General features: G+C 68.3%; 18 protein-coding genes. 10 read left to right on the top strand and 8 right to left on the bottom strand.

All coding sequences use genetic code 11. The features are described from left to right. From K5880_RS22745 to tolA, 5 genes are all read left to right on the top strand, one after another. Positions 1-635 (top strand): aminotransferase class I/II-fold pyridoxal phosphate-dependent enzyme (locus K5880_RS22745; RefSeq protein ID WP_297658135.1); only part of this gene is annotated, 635 nt, incomplete at its 5' end. Beyond that, positions 632-1,102, top strand: coding sequence for a tol-pal system-associated acyl-CoA thioesterase (ybgC, locus tag K5880_RS22740; RefSeq protein ID WP_297658130.1), 471 nt, complete (start codon positions 632-634; stop codon positions 1,100-1,102). The genes K5880_RS22745 and ybgC, both read left to right, overlap by 4 nt. Positions 1,103-1,160: 58 nt before the next feature. Continuing rightward, the gene (gene tolQ, locus K5880_RS22735; protein WP_297658128.1) at positions 1,161-1,859 is read left to right on the top strand and encodes a protein TolQ; all 699 of its coding nucleotides are present in this window, start codon (positions 1,161-1,163) and stop codon (positions 1,857-1,859) included. 2 nt (positions 1,860-1,861) lie between these two features. After that, on the top strand, positions 1,862-2,305 hold the full coding sequence (locus K5880_RS22730) for a biopolymer transporter ExbD (RefSeq protein WP_297658125.1): 444 nt from the start codon (positions 1,862-1,864) through the stop codon (positions 2,303-2,305). 17 nt (positions 2,306-2,322) lie between these two features. Continuing rightward, positions 2,323-3,261 (top strand): cell envelope integrity protein TolA, encoded by a 939-nt coding sequence (gene tolA / locus K5880_RS22725; RefSeq protein WP_297658122.1) that lies wholly within the window; start codon positions 2,323-2,325, stop codon positions 3,259-3,261. Positions 3,262-3,383: 122 nt separating this feature from the next. Here tolA and dnaE read toward each other — a convergent pair whose 3' ends face one another. The 5 genes from dnaE to K5880_RS22700 form a co-directional block, all read right to left on the bottom strand. Next, a complete protein-coding gene (gene dnaE, locus K5880_RS22720) occupies positions 3,384-6,953 on the bottom strand; it encodes a DNA polymerase III subunit alpha (RefSeq protein WP_297658120.1) in 3,570 nt (1,189 codons plus the stop codon). Between the two features lie 37 nt (positions 6,954-6,990). After that, positions 6,991-7,704: a DUF599 domain-containing protein gene (locus K5880_RS22715; RefSeq protein WP_297658118.1), complete on the bottom strand. Its 714-nt coding sequence runs from the start codon at positions 7,702-7,704 to the stop codon at positions 6,991-6,993. 38 nt (positions 7,705-7,742) lie between these two features. Continuing rightward, on the bottom strand, positions 7,743-8,297 hold the full coding sequence (locus K5880_RS22710; RefSeq protein WP_297658116.1) for a flavodoxin family protein: 555 nt from the start codon (positions 8,295-8,297) through the stop codon (positions 7,743-7,745). 73 nt (positions 8,298-8,370) lie between these two features. After that, the gene (locus tag K5880_RS22705; protein WP_297658113.1) at positions 8,371-8,778 is read right to left on the bottom strand and encodes a DoxX family protein; all 408 of its coding nucleotides are present in this window, start codon (positions 8,776-8,778) and stop codon (positions 8,371-8,373) included. 53 nt (positions 8,779-8,831) lie between these two features. Then, on the bottom strand, positions 8,832-9,533 hold the full coding sequence (locus K5880_RS22700; RefSeq protein WP_297658111.1) for a pirin family protein: 702 nt from the start codon (positions 9,531-9,533) through the stop codon (positions 8,832-8,834). A gap of 152 nt (positions 9,534-9,685) precedes the next feature. Between K5880_RS22700 and K5880_RS22695 the strand changes: the two genes are divergently transcribed. The 5 genes from K5880_RS22695 (at position 9,686) to K5880_RS22675 (ending at position 14,551) form a co-directional block, all read left to right on the top strand. Beyond that, positions 9,686-10,633 carry a LysR family transcriptional regulator gene (locus tag K5880_RS22695; RefSeq protein WP_297658109.1) on the top strand — a complete coding sequence of 316 codons (948 nt, stop codon included), beginning with the start codon at positions 9,686-9,688 and terminating at the stop codon, positions 10,631-10,633. A gap of 287 nt (positions 10,634-10,920) precedes the next feature. Beyond that, a complete protein-coding gene (locus K5880_RS22690) occupies positions 10,921-11,949 on the top strand; it encodes an FAD-dependent oxidoreductase (protein WP_297658144.1) in 1,029 nt (342 codons plus the stop codon). Between the two features lie 28 nt (positions 11,950-11,977). Further along, on the top strand, positions 11,978-12,847 hold the full coding sequence (gene gluQRS, locus K5880_RS22685; RefSeq protein ID WP_297658141.1) for a tRNA glutamyl-Q(34) synthetase GluQRS: 870 nt from the start codon (positions 11,978-11,980) through the stop codon (positions 12,845-12,847). 35 nt (positions 12,848-12,882) lie between these two features. Further along, positions 12,883-13,611: a tRNA (guanosine(46)-N7)-methyltransferase TrmB gene (gene trmB, locus K5880_RS22680; RefSeq protein WP_297658107.1), complete on the top strand. Its 729-nt coding sequence runs from the start codon at positions 12,883-12,885 to the stop codon at positions 13,609-13,611. Positions 13,612-13,621: 10 nt separating this feature from the next. Further along, entirely contained in the window at positions 13,622-14,551 is a 930-nt protein-coding gene (locus K5880_RS22675; RefSeq protein WP_297658105.1) for a pseudouridine synthase, read from the top strand. Positions 14,552-14,663: 112 nt separating this feature from the next. Here K5880_RS22675 and K5880_RS22670 read toward each other — a convergent pair whose 3' ends face one another. The 3 genes from K5880_RS22670 to alaS form a co-directional block, all read right to left on the bottom strand. After that, positions 14,664-15,785 (bottom strand): transglutaminase family protein, encoded by a 1,122-nt coding sequence (locus tag K5880_RS22670; RefSeq protein WP_297658103.1) that lies wholly within the window; start codon positions 15,783-15,785, stop codon positions 14,664-14,666. A gap of 124 nt (positions 15,786-15,909) precedes the next feature. Beyond that, positions 15,910-16,446, bottom strand: a complete 537-nt coding sequence (locus K5880_RS22665) for a TlpA disulfide reductase family protein (protein WP_297658101.1) — start codon at positions 16,444-16,446, stop codon at positions 15,910-15,912. Next, positions 16,443-19,064, bottom strand: coding sequence for an alanine--tRNA ligase (alaS, locus tag K5880_RS22660; protein ID WP_297658138.1), 2,622 nt, complete (start codon positions 19,062-19,064; stop codon positions 16,443-16,445). Before alaS ends, K5880_RS22665 begins: the two co-directional genes overlap by 4 nt. Positions 19,065-19,202 lie beyond the last annotated feature (138 nt).

Here is a 19,202-nt window from a genome sequence, read left to right as displayed (position 1 = left end):
TGCGCGCGCGCGGCGGTGTCACCCTGGTTGACGAGATCTACCTGGGCCTGAGCTTCGAGGACGCATTCGGCCACAGCGCGCTGGGCCTGCCCGATGGGCTGGGCGACGAGGTCATCAGCATCAACAGCTTCTCCAAGTACTTCAACATGACCGGCTGGCGCCTGGGCTGGCTGGTGCTGCCGCCGGCGCTTGTCCCGGTGGTGGAGCGCCTGGCGCAAAACCTCTTCATTTGCGCCAGCACCATCGCGCAGCATGCCGCGCTCGCCTGTTTCGAACCCGACAGCCTGCTGGAATACGAGCGCCGCCGCCAGGAGTTCAAGGCCCGGCGCGACTTCTTCATCCCCGCGCTGGACCGCCTCGGTCTGAAAGTTCCCGTGATGCCGGACGGCGCGTTCTACGCCTGGGCCGACGTGCGCGGACTGTGTGAACGCTGGGGCATTGCGCCGCAGGCTGCCCGACCCGACGAAGGCGGTAGCTGGTCGCTCGCATTCGAACTCATGAAGCGCTGCCAGCTTGCCACCACCCCTGGCCGCGACTTCGGCCACGCCGAACCCGGCCGCTACCTGCGATTTTCAACCGCCAGTTCCATGGCCCAGCTCCGGGAAGCCGTGGCGCGCCTGGAGCAGGCGCTGTGACAGTCTCCGGAGGCAGCGAACCCCGCGCGGCGGTCAGCCCGGGGGCTCCATTCACCTGGCCGGTGCGCGTGTACTGGGAGGACACCGACGCCGGCGGCATCGTCTTCTATGCCAACTACCTCAAGTTCTTCGAGCGCGCCCGCACCGAATGGCTGCGCCACCTGGGCGTGGAGCAGCAGCGCCTGCGCGACGAAACGGGTGGCATGTTCGTGGTCACCGACACCCAGGTGCACTACCACCGCTCGGCGCGCCTAGATGATTTGCTTCTGGTTACAGCGTGTGTCCGCGAAGCGGGTCGTGCCTCCCTGACAATCGGGCAGACCGCGCTGCTGACGCCCGCGCGCGACGGCCAGGCGCCCCTGCTGCTGTGCGAAGGCAGCATCCGCATCGGCTGGGTGGACGCCCGCAACCTGCGTCCCCAGCGCATACCATCCCGGGTGGTGGAGGCCCTGCAAGGCGCGGTTTGACCCCCGCCCGACAGGCGCACCGCCGAACTTTCCTCAGACCTACCGCATCCGAACACCCATGACACAAGACCTTTCCATCGTTCAACTGATGCTCAACGCGAGCTGGGTGGTCCAGGCCGTCGTCGTGCTGCTGGTGGTGGTCTCCGTGATCAGCTGGGCGGCCATCTTCCGCAAGGTGTTCGCCCTCAAGCGCGTACGCAACTACAACGACGACTTCGAGCGCGATTTCTGGTCGGGCACCAACCTCAACGACCTCTATGCCTCGGCTGCGCAGAACGCCAAGCATGGCGGACCGATGGAACGCATCTTCGCCAGCGGCATGCGCGAATACCAGAAACTGCGCGAACGCCGCATCACCGACAGCGGCGCCCTGCTCGATGGCGCGCGCCGCGCGATGCGGGCGAGCTTCCAGCGCGAACTCGACGCCCTCGAAGCCAACCTGTCCTTTCTCGGCACCGTCGGCTCGGTGGCGCCCTACGTGGGCCTGTTCGGCACCGTGTGGGGCATCATGCATGCCTTCACAGGTCTCGCGGCACTGGCGCAGGTGACGCTGGCCACCGTCGCCCCGGGCATCGCCGAGGCCCTGGTTGCCACCGCCATCGGCTTGTTCGCGGCGATTCCCGCTGTGGTGTTCTACAACCGTTTCGCGCACGACATCGACCGCGTGGCCAACGGCATGGAGACCTTCATGGAGGAGTTCTCCAACATCCTGCAGCGCAACCTCGGTGTGCACACGCAGACGCCGTCGGGACACTGATCATGCCCACCGTCTCTTCCCGCGGCCGGGGTCGCCGCACCATCAACGAGATCAACATGGTGCCCTTCATCGATGTGATGCTGGTGCTGCTGATCATCTTCATGGTCACCGCGCCGCTCATCACGCCCAGCCAGATCGCGCTGCCCAGCGTGGGGCAGGCCGGACGCCAGCCGGACCGCTTCGTGGCCGTGATGATCGACAAGGACGAACAGCTCGAGGTGCGCGAGAGCTCCGCCACCGCCCAGGCGCAGCCGGTGTCACTGAACCAGCTGGTGGCGCGCGTGCAGCAGTTGCAGGCCAGCAAGGGCAGTCCGCCCGAAGGTGGCGTTCCCGTCGTGATCAGCGCCGACAAGAACGTCAAGTACGAGTCGGTCGTTCGGGTGATGGATACCCTTCAGCGCGCCGGCATCGCGCGCGTCGGATTGTCCGTGCAGACTTCCCGCTGAGCCCGTACAAACCTGCCATGCAGACCACCGCCGACCACCTTGACCTCACCCCACCGCGCACCGGCCGCTGGCTCGGCCCGTTGGGGCTGGCACTGGTCGCCCACGGCCTGTTGCTGATCGCGCTCACTCTGGGAGTTCAATGGCAGCACGAAGCGGAACCCGTCACCGTGGAAGCCGAACTCTGGTCGCGCATGCCGCAGCAGGCAGCACCCCGCGCCGTCGAGCCCCCGCCACCACCGCCCCAACCCAGGACGCAGCCCACGCCACCGCCCAGGCCAGCGCCAGTGCCCACCCCGGCGCCACCACCTCCTGCGCCTCCGGCCCCCACCCAGGCCGAGATTGCGGTGGAGCAAGCCCGGAAGAAGGCCGAGGCCGAAAAGAAGCTCCGCGAGGAAGAGGCGAAAAAGCTGGCGGCGCAGAAGGCCGCCGCCGAGAAGCTTGCCGCCGAGAAAAAGGCCGCTGCGGAAAAGCTCGCGGCCGAGAAGAAGGCGGCGGCCGAGAAAGCCGCCGCCGAAAAGGAGCGACAGCAGAAGCTGGCCGAGCAGAAACGCGAGCAGGAGCGCAAGGTCGCGGCTGAAGAGAAACGCCTGGCGCAGATCCGCGAAGACCAGATCAAACGCATGATGGGCCAGGCCGGTGCGAGCGGTGGCCCGCAAAGCACGGGCACGGCCCAGCAGTCCAGCGGGCCCACGCCAGGCTACGGCGCCAAAGTGGCCGCGCGCATCAAGCCCAACGTGGTGTTCACCGACGTGGCGCCGGGCAATCCGCGCGCCGAGGTGGAAGTACGGACCCAGCCCGACGGCAGCATCACCTCGCGCCGCCTGGTCAAGAGCAGCGGCAACGCCGCCTGGGACGAGGCCGTGCTGCGCGCCATCGACCGCACCGCCACCCTGCCCAAGGACACCGACGGGCGCGTGCCCTCTTCCCTGGTCATCGGCCTGCGACCGCTGGACTAGAAAACTTCCCTGCCTCCGGCGCGCGTGTCTGAGTCCAGAGATGCCGTGGAACCGGCTTTGCCGGGCCACAGGCGTCGTCCCACCTCCGGGGGGAAGCCGCGCAGCGGCGCAGGGGGGCTTCCCTAATCGAACACGATTTCCGCCCGCTGCTCGTGGGCTTGCGCCATCCAGCTGGCCAGCGCGGCGTCGGTGGGGAAAAACAGCGCGCGGTCGTCAAGCTGCAGCTCGCACTGCGCGCCCTCGCGCAGCAGCGCCAGCCGCACCGGCAGGCCGCGCACCAGCTCGCCCTGTTCGGTGAACTCGCGCTTGGGCGGGAATTCGCGCACCAGTTCGGCCACCGCGGGCGCGCTGCCGTTCACCGCCACGCGCAGGTACTTGCCGAAGCGGCAGCGCGCCGCGGCCAGGTCCCAGACCTGCTGGATCTTCAGGCGCACGCCGCCCGAGAAGCGGTCGGGTTGGGCCACGGCCTGCACGATGATGAGTTCGTCGTCCTTGAGCAGGTTGCGGTGGGCGTTGATGAGGTTCTCGTCCGCGCTGGTCTCGAACACGCCGCTCTTGTCGTCCAGCTTGAACAGCGCGAGCTTGCCGCGCTGGCCGTTGATGACGCGAAAGTCGGTGACGATGCCCGCCAGGATCACCGGGTCGCGGCCCTCGACCACATCGCCCAGCGGCGTGCGGGCAAAGCGGCGCACCTCACGCTCCACCTCGTCGAACAGGTGGCCCGAGAAGTAGAAGCCGATCGCGGTCTTCTCCATCGTCAGGCGCTCCTTCACACCCCAGGGCATGGTCGCGACCAGTTCAGGCTCCTGCGTGCTTGATCCGTGGTCGTCGTCACCCATCATGTCGAACAGGCCGCCCTGGTTGGCGTTGGCCAGGCTTGCGGCGGCGAACTCGAAGGCACGGTCCACCGAGGCGAGCAACTCGGCGCGGTTGAGGTGCAGCGAGTCGAAGGCGCCGGCCTTGATCAATGCCTCCACCGTGCGCTTGTTCAGGCGCGTGCGGTCCACGCGCACGCAGAAATCGAACAGGCTGCGGAACGGTCCGACTTCGTCGCCGCGCGGACCCTCGCCACGGCCCTCGCGCGCGGCCACGATGGCCTCGATCGCCAGTTGGCCGGTGCCCTTGATCGCGCCCAGGCCATAGCGGATGGACTTGTTGCTGATCGGCTCGAAGCGGTGGAAACCGCGGTTCACGTCTGGCGCCTCGAAGGCGATGCCCATCTTCTGCGCGTCCTCGAACAGCACCTTGAGCTTGTCGGTGTCGTCCATTTCCACCGTCATGTTGGCGCAGAAGAACTCGGCGGTGTAGTGCACCTTGAGCCAGCCGGTGTGGTACGCCAGCAGGGAGTACGCGGCGGCGTGCGACTTGTTGAAGCCGTAGCCGGCGAACTTCTCCATCAGGTCGAACACTTCGTCGGCCTTCTCCTGGGTGATGCCGTGGGTGGCCAGGGCGCCGGCGCGGAACTTCTCGCGGTGCTCGGCCATTTCCTCGGCCTTCTTCTTGCCCATGGCGCGGCGCAGCAGGTCGGCGCCACCGAGCGAGTAGCCGCCCAGGATCTGCGCAGTCTGCATCACCTGTTCCTGGTAGACCATGATGCCGTAGGTCTCGGACAGCATCTCGGCCACCGCCGGGTGCGGGTACTCCACCTGCTCGCGCCCGTGCTTGCGCGCCACGAAGCTGGGGATCAGGTCCATCGGGCCCGGCCGGTACAGCGCGTTCAGGGCAATCAGGTCTTCCAGGCGCGAGGGCTTGGCGTCCTTGAGCATGCCCTGCATGCCGCGGCTTTCAAACTGGAACACGGCTTCGGTCTGGCCCCGCGAAAACAGCGCGTACACCCGCGCGTCGTCCAGCGGCACGTCCTCGAAGCGGAAGTTCTCCTGCCCCGGGTGGCGTTTCATGATGAGTTCGCGCGCGATCTCCAGGATGGTCAGCGTGGCCAGGCCCAGGAAGTCGAACTTCACCAGACCGATGGCCTCCACGTCGTCCTTGTCGTACTGGCTCACGGCCGATTCGCTGCCCGGTTGCGCGTACAGCGGGCAGAAGTCGGTGAGTTTGCCGGGCGCGATCAGCACGCCGCCGGCGTGCATGCCGACGTTGCGCGTCATGCCTTCGAGCTTCTGCGCCAGCTCGATCAGCGTCTTGACGTCGTCTTCCTTCTGGATGCGCTCAGCCAGCACCGGCTCCATCTCGATCGCGTAGTTGTTCTTGTCGCCCTCCTTCTTCGGAACGGGCGGGTACTGCAACGTGACCGACATGCCCGGCTTGTTCGGGATCAGCTTGGAGATGCCGTCGCAGAAGCCGTAGGAGAAATCGAGCACGCGGCCCACGTCGCGGATCGCCGCGCGCGCGGCCAGCGTGCCGAACGTGGCGATCTGGCTCACCGCGTCCTTGCCGTACTTGTCCTTGACGTAGTCGATCACGCGGTCGCGGTTGGTCTGGCAGAAGTCGATGTCGAAGTCGGGCATGGACACCCGCTCCGGGTTCAGGAAGCGCTCGAACAGCAGGTTGTATTGCAGCGGGTCGAGGTCGGTGATCTTCAGCGCATAGGCCACCAGCGACCCCGCGCCAGAGCCCCGGCCCGGGCCGACCGGGCAGCCGTTGTTCTTGGCCCAGTTGATGAAGTCACCCACGATCAGGAAGTAGCCCGGGAACCCCATCTTCAGGATGGTGTTGATCTCGAACTCCAGGCGCTCCACGTAGCGGGGCCGCTCGGCATCGCGCTTCGCGGCATCGGGGTACAGGTGCGCGAGCCGATCCTCCAGTCCCTCGAAGGACGACTGGCGGAAGAAGTCCTCCATCGGCATCGGCACGCCGTCGATCAGCGGTGTGGGGAAGTCGGGCAGCTGCGGTTTACCCAGCACCAGTGTGAGGTTGCAGCGCCGGGCGATCTCCAGCGAATTGGCCAGGGCCGAGGGCACGTCGGCAAACAGCGCCTGCATCTGCGCGCTGCTCTTGAAGTACTGCTCGCGGGTGAAGCGGCGCACGCGCCGGTTGTTGCCCAGGATCTCGCCCTCGGCAATGCACACGCGCGCCTCGTGCGCTTCGTAGTCATCGGGCTCAAGGAACTGCACCGGATGCGTGGCCACCACCGGCAGGTGCAGGCGCGCCGCGAGTTGCACCGCCTGCGTCACATGGCGTTCGTCGTCGGCGCGGCCGGCGCGCTGCAGCTCGATGTAGAAGCGGTGCGTGAACAGCGTGGAGAGCTGCAGGGCGATGTCCGCCGCGCGCTGGGCATCGCCCTGCACCAGCGCCTGCCCCACGGGGCCGGCCTGCGCACCCGAGAGCAGGATCAAACCCGCATGGCATTCCTGCAGCCATTCGCGTTGCACCAGCGGCTGGCCGCGGCCTTCGTTGCGGGTCCAGGCGCGCGCAAGCAACTCGCTCAGATTGAGGTAACCCTGGCTGTCCTGCACCAGCAGCAGCACGCGTGGTGCGGGCGGCTGGTGGCTGCCGGGCATGGCACCGGGGGGCTCTTCGGTGAAGCCCTGAAGCATCACCTCGGCGCCGATCAGGGGCTTGACGCCCGCGCCGCGCGCAGCCTTGTAGAACTTGACCGCGCCGAACAGGTTGTTGAGGTCGGTGATGGCCAGCGCGGGCTGGCCATCTGCGGCAGCGGCCGCCACCACATCGTCAATGCGGTTGGTGCCGTCGACGACGGAGAATTCGGTATGCAGGCGCAGGTGGGTGAACATCGGGCCATTTTAGAAGGGGCCACACCGCCCGACCGGCTCACGCGGATGGCGGCATTTCGTCCTTGAGGATGCTCAACACCTCGGAGCGGAACTCGCGCGCGTACAGAATGGCCACCACCGCCAGCGTGGCCACGACCATGGCCACGGGCGAGATGAACCAGGCCAGCGCGGCAAACGAAAAATAATAAGCGCGCAAGCCGTCATTGAAGGTGTCGGCCGCTGCACCCACCATGGCGGCGGCGCGCTCCGCATAAACATCCAGATCGAACTTGCCGGCGGCGAAGTCCTGCGCGGGCGGCATGGCGCCAATCACCAGCGCGACGAAGGTGTATTGCCGCATGCACCAGGAAAAACGGAAAAAGGCGTAGACGAAAATCGCCACCATCACCAGGATCTTGAACTCGAAGACGATCAGCGTGGTGGTCTGCGCGAACGGTATCTCGCTCATGAGCTCGGTGGCCTTGTCGGTGGTGCCCAGCAGCGCGAACAGGCCCCCGATGGCCAGGATCGAGGTGGATGAGAAAAAGGCCGGGGTGTTCGACAGCGTCTGCGTGATCAGGCCGTCGAGCATGCGCGGATCGCGCGCGGCGGTCTGCCTCATCCAGTAGCCGCGGTAGCGGTTGGTGGTGTGGATGAGCGAGCCGATCCTGCGGCCCCAGACGCGGGCGAACCAGGCGTACCCCGTCCACAAGGCAAAAAAGCAGACCAGCGCGAGCCAGTCCGCCCAGGGGATGATGCTGAGAACCTTCATGCGGCGGATGTTACGCCGCACGAGGCCCGATCAGGCGATCACTTGCTGAATCTCGCCGCCACCGAAGCCACGCGCTCACCGAAGAGGCGCGCCGTCTCCAGGTCGCCGGGCAGCATGTCGGCCGCGCCCGCGTCGGACGGGCTCTGCGCGATGGCGCCGCTGTAGCTCACCAGGTAGTTCACGTCGTTGCGCTGGGCGCCCTGGGTGTTGCTGGGCATGAGGCCCTGGCTGACCCAGATCATGCCGTGCTGCATGGCCAGGGTGAACAGGGTATTGAGCGTGTTCAGCTTGTCGCCGTTCATGCCCGCGCTGTTGGTGAAACCCGCGGCGATCTTGTCCTTCCACTGCTGCGCGAACCAGGGCTTGCTGGACGCGTCGGCGAACTTCTTGAACTGCCAGCTCACGCTGCCCATGTAGGTGGGCGACCCCATGATGATGGCGTCGGCCGCGGCCAGCGTCTCCCAGCCCCCGTCGGGCAGGTTGCCGTCGGCATCGATGGCAAGGAGTTCCGCGTCGGCGCCCTGGGCCACGGCTTGCGCCATGCGCTGGGTGTGACCGTAGCCCGAGTGATAAACCACTACAACCTTGGACATGACTTGTCTTCCTGGAAAAAAAGCGGCGCCTGGGCGCCGCTGTGGAGAAGTGGAGTGGAAACGAAACCGGGCTTCAGGCCTTGCGGCGCGCGTCCAGGCTCAGGGCACCGGCGCCGAAGGCGGCGAAGGCCAGCAGACCACCGGTGATGGCGATGTTCTTGAAGAACATCAGCTGCTGCATCATCTGCTGCTCGGCCGGCACGGCCCAGTAAGCGTGGAAGTAGAAGCTCGCGACCAGCGTGAACAGCGCCAGGGCCAGGGCCGCGATGCGGGTGCCGAAGCCCACCAGCAGCGCCAGGCCGCCCACGAGTTCGATCACAAGTGCGATTGCCACGCCCACGGTGGGCAGTGGCAGACCCATGGCGGTGGCATAGCCCACGGTACCGGTGAAGCCGGCGATCTTGCCGTAGCCCGCGGGCACGAAAAGAATGGCCAGCAGGATGCGGCCGATCAGGGCCAGGGGATTTTGCAGAGCGTTCATGGTGGTTCCTTGAAAAAGAAGAAAAGGGTTGAGTTGAGGGACGGGAAATAGGTTCAGGCCGCGAGATCGAACACCAGCACCTCGGCGTCCCGGCCGCCGGAGAGCTGGATGACGCTCTCCTGGGCCAGCACGGCAGCATCACCGCCCTGCAGGCGCTGGCCGTTCACGTCGAGCGCGCCGCGCACCAGGTGCACGTAGGCCTTTCGATCAGGCTTGATCGCCAGTTCGGCGGTTTCCTCGCCGTCGAACAGGCCTGCATACATGGCCGCGTCGGCATGCACAGTCACCGAACCCTGGGCCCCGTCCGGGGAGACCACCAGGCGCAGTTGGCCGCGCTTGTCCGCCTCGGCAAAGCTCTTCTGCTCATAGCCGGGCTCGATGCCCGTCACGTCGGGCTCGATCCAGATCTGCAGGAAGTGCGTGGTCGCGTTCGGTGCGTGGTTGAACTCGCTGTGGCGCACGCCGGTGCCGGCGCTCATGCGCTGCACGTCGCCGGGGGGAATGCCCTTGACATTGCCCATGCTGTCCTTGTGGGCCAGGTTGCCCTGCAGCACGTAGCTGATGATTTCCATGTCGCGGTGGCCGTGCGTGCCGAATCCGGTGCCGGGGGCGATGCGGTCCTCGTTGATCACACGCAGGTTGCCCCAGCCCATCCAGGCGGGGTCGAAGTATTCGGCAAAAGAGAACGAGTGGTGACTCTTGAGCCAGCCGTGGTCGGCATAGCCACGGGCGTCGGAACGTCGGATCTGAAGCATGATGAAGTCCTTTCGGTCATCGATGGGGCTGGCCGGGCACCGTTGGCGGTTCCGGCTGGCATGGGCTGAATTCTGGGCCGTGCAACGGTCTTTGTGACTGCACGGTTTTGATGGCATCATTCAATTCGTTTGAATACTCGATCACTCAGACCATGGCCACAGCCACGCCCCGCGCCGCCCTGTCCCCCGAAAATCTCGGCCTGCTCGATGCCGTGGCCCGCCTGGGCAGCATGGCCGCCGCCGCGCGCGACCTGGGCATGGTGCCCAGTGCCCTGACCTACCGCGTGCGCCAGATCGAGGACGCGCTGGACGTACTGCTGTTCGACCGCAGCGCGCGCCGCGCGGTGCTCACGCCCGCGGGCGCCGAACTGCTGCGCTCGGGCCAGTACCTGCTGACCGAACTCGACGCGGTGGCGGAACGCGTCAAGCGCGTCGCCTCCGGCTGGGAACCGCAGCTCACCATCGCGGCCGACGCCATCATTGCGCGCGCCACGCTGTTCGAACTCTGCGAGGCCTTCTACGCCGAGGGCGCGCCCACGCGGCTCAAGCTGCGCGCCGAAACGCTCTCGGGCACGGTCGAGGCCCTGCAAAGCGGGCAGGCCGACCTCGCCCTGGGCGTGCCCACCGACATCTCGCACACCGACTTCCAGTCCGCGCCCATGGGCACGCTGTCCTTCGTCTACGCGGTGGCTCCGCACCACCCTCTGGCGGCCGCCACGCACAGCCTGTGCGACGAAGAGCTGCGCGAACACCGTGCCGTGGCCGTGGCCGACAGCACGCAGCGCGGGCGCGGCGTCACGCACAACCTGCTGCCCGGGCAGGACGTGCTGACCGTGCCCACCATGCAGCACAAGCTGGACGCGCAGCTGCGCGGCCTGGGCAGCGGCTTTCTGCCCCTGTCGCTGGCACAGCCCTTCATCAACGCCGGTCGCCTGGTGGTGAAGACGGTGCAACGTCCCAATCCCAAGGTGCGTCTGGCTTATGCCTGGCGCCAGCCTCATCGTGCAGGCGACACGGGCCGCGCGCTGCGCTGGTGGCTAGACCGGCTGCAGCATCCCAAGACGCGCGGCGCCCTGCTGAACAACCACCACCAGATATAGGCTCCCCCCGCGCCGCCTCCGGCGTCACCCCCCAGGGGGCAACACCTGCGGCCTGGCGGAGCCAGATCCGCGGTGTTCTGGACGGGCGTGGCTTCTCGCGCTGCCGATCTCGCTTCGGAACCCCGTTGTTCCAGAAAGCAACTGATACAGTCGGCCACAGCCCATCCGAACCCAACGCGCACCGAGACATGACGAACACCCCACGCCCACGCGCATCCGCCACCTCGTCCCAGCGTTCCAGAGCCAGCGGTGCCGCGCCCCTGCACATCGCCGTGGTCGGTGGCGGCATGGCCGGCGTGGTGTGCGCGCGCACGCTGGTGCAGGCGGGCCACCGCGTGACGCTGTTCGAGAAAAGTCGCGGGTTCGGCGGGCGCATGGCCACCCGGCGCACCGAATTCGGCGGCTTCGACCATGGCGCGCAGTACTTCACCGTGCGCGACAAACGCTTCGAAACCGCGCTGCGCAGCAACGCCACCACCGTCGTGCGTCCGTGGAGCGCCAGCACCGTGCGCGTGCTCGACGAGTTCGGTCACGTGCTCGCCAGCGCGCCTCCGCCCACCGAGCCGCATTTCGTCGCCTCGCCCGGCATGAACGCGCTGGTCAAGCTCTGGGCGCAGCCGCTGGCCCAACCGGAGCTGCATGGCGGCCTGCTGGCGCGCACCCTGCTCGACACCCGCGTCACCCGCATCGAACGCGATGCACTGCACGCGTCCCAGTGGCAGTTGCGCGCCGAAGACGGGCAAGGCGGCCAGCAGGTGCTGGGTGGCTTCGACCGCGTCGTGCTCGCCATGCCCCACCCGCAGGTGCACGACCTGCTGCTGGCCTCGGGCCTCGCGCCCGAGCTGCGCCAGGCGCTTACCCCGGTGCATGTCGCCCCTTGCTGGACGCTGATGGTGGCCTACCCGCAGGCCATGCAGCCCGGCCTGCCCCACCTGGGCCCGCAGTGGAATGCGGCGCGCAGCACGCACCACCGCATCAGCTGGCTGGCGCGCGAATCGAGCAAGCCGGGCCGCGAACCCATCGAACGCTGGACCGTGCAGGCCAGCCCGGCGTGGTCGACCAAGCACCTGGAAGACGATGCCGAACGCGCCAAGGCCAAGCTGCTCAAGGGTTTCGCCGAGATCACCGGCATCCGCGCCACACCCACGCACGCCGTGGCGCACCGCTGGCGCTTCGCGCAGACACAGACGCCCCTCGGCAAGAGCCACCTGTTCGACAAGGCGCTGGGCATCGGCGCCTGTGGCGACTGGTGCCTGGGCCACCGCGTGGAAGACGCGTTCGTCTCCGGCCTGGAGATGGCCCTGTCCATCGCCTGAGTCTGCATGGGTGAGGGCCTTGACGGCCATGTACCGAGGCCGCTTTGCCCCGTCACCTACCGGCCCGCTGCATGCCGGCTCACTGGTTGCCGCACTCGCCAGCTGGCTCGACGCGCGAGCCCTCGGTGGCGTCTGGCTCGTGCGCATCGAGGACGTGGACACACCCCGCTGCATCGCGGGCGCGGACGAGATCATCCTGCAACAGCTCGCCACCTGCGGCCTCGTCAGCGATGAACCTGTGGTCTGGCAATCGCAACGTGGCGCGCTCTACCAGCAAGCGCTGGACCAGCTGATCGACCAGCAGCGCGCCTACCCCTGCGGCTGTTCGCGCAAGGACATCGAGGCCGCGTTGCGGGCGCAAGGCCTCACACGCGAGCGCCACCACGCAGCCGTCTATCCCGGCACCTGCCGGCCGGACCACGGCGGCCTGCAGGGCAAGCCCGCGCGGGCCTGGCGCTTCGCCGTCCACGCGCCCGGCGAGGTGCGATGGACCGACCGGCGCCTCGGGCCCCAGGCGCAGGACGTGACCGCCGAGGTGGGCGACTTCATCCTCCAGCGCGCCGACGGCCTCTGGGCCTACCAGCTCGCGGTGGTGGTGGACGACGCGGCCCAGGGCATCACCCACGTCGTGCGCGGCGAAGACCTGGTGGACAACACCGCGCGACAGATCCTGCTGCAGCGCGCGCTCGGCCTGCCCACGCCGGCGTACCTGCACACGCCGCTGGTGCTGGGCGACAACGGCGAGAAGCTCAGCAAGCAGAACGGCGCGCAGGCGCTCGATCTGAACGACCCGCTGGCCACGCTGGACCGCGCCGCGCGGGTGCTGGGGCTGCCACCCGCGCAGGACAGTGCGGTGCACGACGCGCTGGCGCGCTGGGCGGCGGCCTGGGCGGCCTAAAATCGTCGCCTTCGCCGACCGAACGCCGCCCCTTCATGACCGACCCCCGCCACGCGCTGCCGCGCACCCCACCGAGCGACGTGCCCTACCTGCGCGAAGTCAAGAGCTATGTGCTGCGCGCCGGTCGCACCACCGTCGGCCAGGCCAAGGCCTACGAAGTCTTCGGCCCGCGCTTCCTGCTGAACTACGCGCCAGGCGCCTTCGATGCCGACGCAGCGTTTGGCCGCACCGCGCCGCTGGTGCTGGAGATCGGCTTCGGGATGGGCGGCGCCACCGCGCACATCGCCGGTGTGCGGCCGCAGGACAACTTCCTGTGCTGCGAGGTGCACGAGCCCGGCGTGGGCGCGCTGCTCAAGCTCGCGGGTGAACAGGGCCTGGAGAACATCCGCATCCTGCGCCACGACGCGGTCGAGGTGCTGAACCACATGCTCGGCGAAGCCAGCCTGGACGGTGTGCACATCTTCTTTCCCGACCCCTGGCACAAGAGCCGCCACCACAAGCGCCGCCTGATCCAGCCGCCGTTCGTGAACCAGCTCGCGCGCCACCTCAAGCCCGGCGGCTACATCCACCTGGCGACCGACTGGGAGCCTTACGCGCGGCAGATGCTCGAGGTACTCGGCGCCGAGCCGCTGCTGCGCAACACCGCCGGCGCCACCGGCGAGGGTTTCGTGCCCAAGCCCGACTACCGCCCGCTCACCAAGTTCGAGAACCGCGGCCTCAAGCTTGGCCATGGCGTGTGGGACCTGGTGTTCCGCCGGGTCTGAAGCCGCTTCCGTGGCGCGCCAGCCCAGGAACCCGCTGATCCCCGCGCGCCAGGGCGTCTCGCCCAGCTGCGTGGCGCTGCCCTCGACCAAGCCACCGCCCTGGCCCACGCTGCTGGACTTTCTCGCCGAGCGGCTGCACGCCGTGGGCCGCGACGACTGGGCGCGGCGCATGGCACGCGGCGAGGTGTTGGGCGACGACGCCCGGGCGCTGCCGCCCGACGCACCCTTTCAACCCGGCGCGCGGGTCTACTACTACCGGGAACTCGACGACGAGACCGTCATTCCGTTCGAGGAAGTCGTGGTCTTTCGCGATGCACACCTGCTGGTGGTCGACAAACCGCACTTCCTGCCCGTCACGCCGGGCGGGCGCTACGTGCGGCAGAGCCTGCTGGTGCGGCTGAAGCAGCGGCTCGACCTGCCAGACCTCAGCCCGATCCACCGAATCGATCGCGAGACCGCCGGGCTGGTGGTGTTCAGCCTGCGGCCGCAGGACCGCGACGCCTACCAGGCGCTGTTTCGCGATCGCGCCGTGCACAAGATCTACGAAGCGATCGCACCCCACGACGAGGCTGTGGACTGGCCTGTGCTGCGGCGCAGCCTCATCGTGGAGGAGGCAGGGGCGTTCTTCCGCATGACCGAGGCGCCGGGCGAAGCCAACAGCGAGACGCGCATCGAACGGCTGGAGGCACGCGGCGCCTGGGCACGCTACCGGCTGGCGCCGCTCACCGGCCGGCGCCACCAGCTGCGGGTGCACATGAACGCGCTGGGCCTGCCGATCGCGGGCGACCAGTTCTACCCCCGCGTGCTGCGCGGGCCGGACGAGGCCGAGGATTTTTTGAACCCGCTGCGTCTGCTGGCGAAGGCGATCGCCTTCACCGACCCGGTGACAGGCGAAGCCCGGGCCTTTGAAAGCCCGCGGGCGCTGGACTGGCCTTCGTAGGCAACCTATCCGTTCGGGCTGAGCCTGCCGAAGCCCCGCAGGCCCGCACCGCACGAAGGCTTCGACAGGCTCAGCCCGAACGGGGATGGGCTCGGCGCGAAGCGAAAAGCGATCAGGCCTTGATTTCGCGCGCCGAGATCTGGTACTTGAAATCGTCGGGGGCGTAGGAGTCCAGGCGCTGGCCGCCGACCTCCGCCGTGGGGTACATGAAAAAGCCGAGTTCCGGGCCCCGGGCCTGCGGCAGTTGCACATCGTGCGCCATGTTCCAGGCCACCCAGTTGCCCTCCCAGCCGCCGAACAGGCCGCGGTTCACTGGCGCCACGAGCGGGTGCTGCGTGGTCTTGATCCACTCCGGCGTTTCCTGGCGCATCACCTTGGCCACGTCGGCCGGGTCCATGGCCACCCAGCCGTGGCCAGCCAGATGCACTTCGGCGCGACAGTGCTGCGCGCCCTTGAGGCTGGCGGGGTTGCCGCCGAGTTCCTTGTAGCCAAAGGCCGAGGGGGCCAGGCGCAGGCCGTACACGTCGCGCGCGGGCACGCCGGCAGCGCGGCACAGGCCGACGAAGACGGCGTTGAGGTCGGCGCACTTGCCGCCCAGGTTGCCGGTCTCCAGCATGGTCTTGATGTCGCCCTCGCCACAACCGCGCACCTTGGGTTCGCGGTAGGTGTTGGTGACCACCCAGTCGTAGATCTGCCGTGCCTTCTGCACGTCGGTGCGCGCGCCGCGCGTGGCCTTGAGCGCGGTCTCGCGCACGATGCCGTCTGTGGGCAGCAATTCGGTGGGCTGGGTCCAGAAGCGCAGGCTGGCGGCGTCTTCGGTGCTGCCCGTCTTCTGCGACAGATCGACCGCGCGGTTGCGTGTCTGCACGCGGCTGGTGAGCTCCACGTACGGCGCGGCTTCACCGGCGGCAAAGCTCACGTGCAGCATGCGGGCGCCGTAGCCGCGGTCTTCGGTCAGGCGCGCGCTGCCGTTGCTGCGGTAATCGCTGGTGAAGGAGCGCTGCCAGTCGCTCTCGACGGAGGGCACGGGCAGCCAGACCTGGGTGAGGCCCTGCGGCTTGACGATGTCCACGCGGGTGGTCACGTCGAAGGTGCGCCAGGCACCGGGTTGCGGATCGAAGGTTCGCGGCGCCGGACTGCCCTGCGCGAGTGCACTGGCGGCGTGGAAGAGCGGGGAGGCGGCGGCCACGGACGTGGCGGCGCGCTGCAGGAAGATGCGGCGATCGGGGGTCATGAAGAGAACTCCGGTGAGGTGGAACAACGGCGGAATCGCAGACACAGGCTGCCATGCATCGCTCGGGAAAAAGCCCGGTCGCCCACAGGGCGCCAGGAGGAAAACGCCATTATGCGGGCGGGCGTCAGAGCGCCATCAACCGCTCGACCCAGCCCAGCGCCTCGTTGCCGCTCCAGTCCACTTCGCCGCGCACGCGCTCGCGCGCGCGGCCCTGGCGATCGATCAGCACCGTGGTCGGGAACACGCGCACGCCCCAGGCCCGGGCATGCGCGCCCAGGGGATCGAGCCACACCGGCAGGGTGAGGCCGGTCTGCGCCACGAAGCGCGCGGCGCGCTGCGGTGGCTCCTTGAAGTTGAGCGCCACCACGACCAGCCTGTCCTCGCCGAACAGTGGTGGCAGGCCCTGCAGCGTGGGCATCTCGGCGCGGCACGGTTCGCACCAGCTGGCCCAGAAGTTGAGCAGCACGGCGCGGCCCTTGAGGTCGGACAGCTTCACCGCCTGGCCGTCCAGGCTGAGCGTTTCCAGCGCCGGTGTGGGCGCGCCGCGCGGCCAGTCGCTGCGCTCGAAGGCCGGCGCCTGCGCGCGGGCAGGGCCGCCGACGTTCGCCAGTGCCACGGCACCAAACGCGCCCAGACAGCGGCGACGGCTCCAGGCGTTCACAGGCGTTCGGCCACCCAGGCCTGCACCGATTGCAGCGCCTGGGGCAGGCCGCTCGCATCGGTGCCGCCGGCCATGGCCATGTCGGGCTTGCCACCGCCCTTGCCACCCACCTGCTGGGCAACGAAGTTCACCAGCTCGCCGGCCTTGACCTTGCCCATGCTGTCGGCGGTCACGCCCGCGGCCAGCTGCACCTTGCCACCGTCCACGGCCGCGAGCACGATGGCCGCGCTCTTGAGTTTGTCCTTGAGCTTGTCCAGGGTGTCGCGCAGGGTCCTGGCGTCGGCACCCGGCAGCACCGCCGCCAGCACCTTCAGGCCTTTCACGTCCACCGCCTGGCCCACCAGCTCGTCACCCTGGGCCGAGGCCAGCCGGCCCTTGAGCGCGGTCATCTCGCGCTCCAGGTCGCGCATCTGTTCGAGCATGCCGCTCACGCGTGCGGGCACCTCGGCCGGCGCCACCTTGAGCGTGCCGGCCACACCCCCGAGCGTGGCCTCCATGCCCTGCACATAGGCCAGCGCATTCAGGCCGGTGACGGCTTCGACGCGGCGCACGCCCGCGGCCACGCCCCCTTCGGCCGTGATGGTGAAGAAGCCGATGTCGCCGGTGCGCGCCACGTGCGTGCCACCACACAGCTCGCGGCTGGAGCCGATGTCGAGCACGCGCACGGTCTCGCCGTACTTCTCGCCGAACAGCATCACCGCGCCCGTCTTCTGCGCCGACTCGATGTCCATCAGGCGCGCCTGCGTGGCCGCGTTGGCCACGATCTCGGCGTTCACCCGCTGTTCGATCTCGCGGATCTGCGCGTCGCTCACCGGCGCGTTGTGGGTGAAGTCGAAACGCGTCTTGTCGGCGTCGACCAGGCTGCCCTTCTGCTGCACGTGATCGCCCAGCACCTCGCGCAGGGCCTTGTGCATCAGGTGGGTGACCGAGTGGTTGCGCACGGTGGCGGCGCGCTGCGCCGTGTTCACCTGCGCGTTCACGCTGTCGCCCACGGCCAGCGTGCCCTGCTCCAGCGTGCCGTGGTGGCCGAACACGTCGGCCTTGATCTTCTGCGTGTCGGCGACGGCGAAGCGCGCCGAGCCACTGGTGATCGTGCCCTCGTCACCGACCTGGCCGCCGCTTTCGGCGTAGAACGGCGTCGTGTCCAGCACCACCACGCCCTGCTGCCCGGCCTTCAGTTCGGCCACCGGGGTGCCCTCCAGGTACAGCGCCAGCACCTTGCCGGGCGCTTCAAGCTGCTCGTAGCCCACGAAGGCATTGCCCGCGCCGCTGTAGTCCAGCGCCTTGTCCATCCTGAACTTGCCGGCCGCGCGGCCCGCCGCCTTCTGCTTTTCCATGGCAGCGTGGAAGCCCGCTTCGTCCACCGAGAGGCCGCGCTCGCGGCAGACATCGGCGGACAGGTCCAGCGGGAAGCCGTAGGTGTCGTGCAGCTTGAAGGCCACGTCGCCCGGCAGCACCTTCTCGCCGTTCGCCAGCGCCGCGTCGAGGATCTCCATGCCGTTGGCCAGCGTCTCGTAGAAGCGCTCTTCCTCGGCCTTGAGTACCTCGGTGATGCGCTGCTCCTGGGCCTTGAGGCGGGGATAGGCGTCGCCCATCAGGCGCACCAGCTCGGCCACCAGCTTGTGGAAGAACGGCGTCTTCTGGCCCAGCTTGTAGCCGTGGCGGATCGCGCGACGCACGATGCGGCGCTGCACGTAGCCGCGGCCTTCGTTGCTCGGGATCACGCCGTCGCTCACCAGGAAGGCGGTGGCGCGGATGTGGTCGGCGATCACCTTGAGCGAGGGGTTGGCGAGATCCGTGGTGCGCGTCTCACGCGCGGCGGCCTTGATGAGCGCGTCGAAGAGGTCGATCTGGTAGTTGCTGTGCACGTGCTGCAGGATCGCGGCGAGGCGCTCCAGGCCCATGCCGGTGTCCACGCAGGGCGCGGGCAGCGGCGTGACGGCGCCGGTCTCGTCCATGTTGAACTGCATGAACACGTTGTTCCAGATCTCGATGAAGCGGTCACCGTCTTCGTCGGGGCTGCCGGGCGGGCCGCCGGGGATCTCGGGGCCGTGGTCGTAGAAGATCTCGCTGCAGGGGCCGCAGGGGCCGGTGTCGGCCATCATCCAGAAGTTGTCGCTCTTGTAGCGCCCGCCCTTGTTGTCGCCGATGCGGATCACGCGCTCGGGCGGCAGGCCGATTTCTTTCGTCCAGATGTCGTAGGCCTCGTCGTCCTCGGCGTACACCGTGGCCAGCAGCTTGTCCTTGGGCAGCTTGTAGACCTCGGTCAGCAGCTCCCAGGCCCACTTCAGCGATTCGCGCTTGAAGTAGTCACCGAAGGACCAGTTGCCCAGCATCTCGAAGAAGGTGTGGTGGCGCGCGGTGTAGCCCACGTTCTCGAGGTCGTTGTGCTTGCCGCCGGCGCGCAGGCAGGCCTGCACCGAGGCGGCGCGCACGTAGGGGCGCTTGTCGGTGCCGAGGAACACGTCCTTGAACTGCACCATGCCCGAGTTGGTGAACATGAGCGTGGGGTCGTTGCCGGGCACCAGCGGGCTGGACGCGACCACGGTGTGGCCCTTGGAGGCGAAGAAGTCCAGGAAGGTCTTGCGGATGTCGGCAACGGAAGCGGGGCGGGTCATGGTGGCCTTGTGGTTGTCGGTCGGTGTCGGGAAGCGCTCGGCGCTCGCGCGCGCGAAACCCGGTATTTTCCAACATGCGGGCCGCCCCGGGCGCGGCGGGGCGAAATCGGGTGGATCGGGCCGCGCCGTCGCCAGCGG

Origin of the sequence: Hydrogenophaga sp. (assembly GCF_025699295.1) — a bacterium.
Taxonomy (GTDB): domain Bacteria; phylum Pseudomonadota; class Gammaproteobacteria; order Burkholderiales; family Burkholderiaceae_C; genus Hydrogenophaga.
Note: the sequence above shows the minus strand (reverse complement) of the source record. Positions and strands in the feature narration are given on the sequence as shown.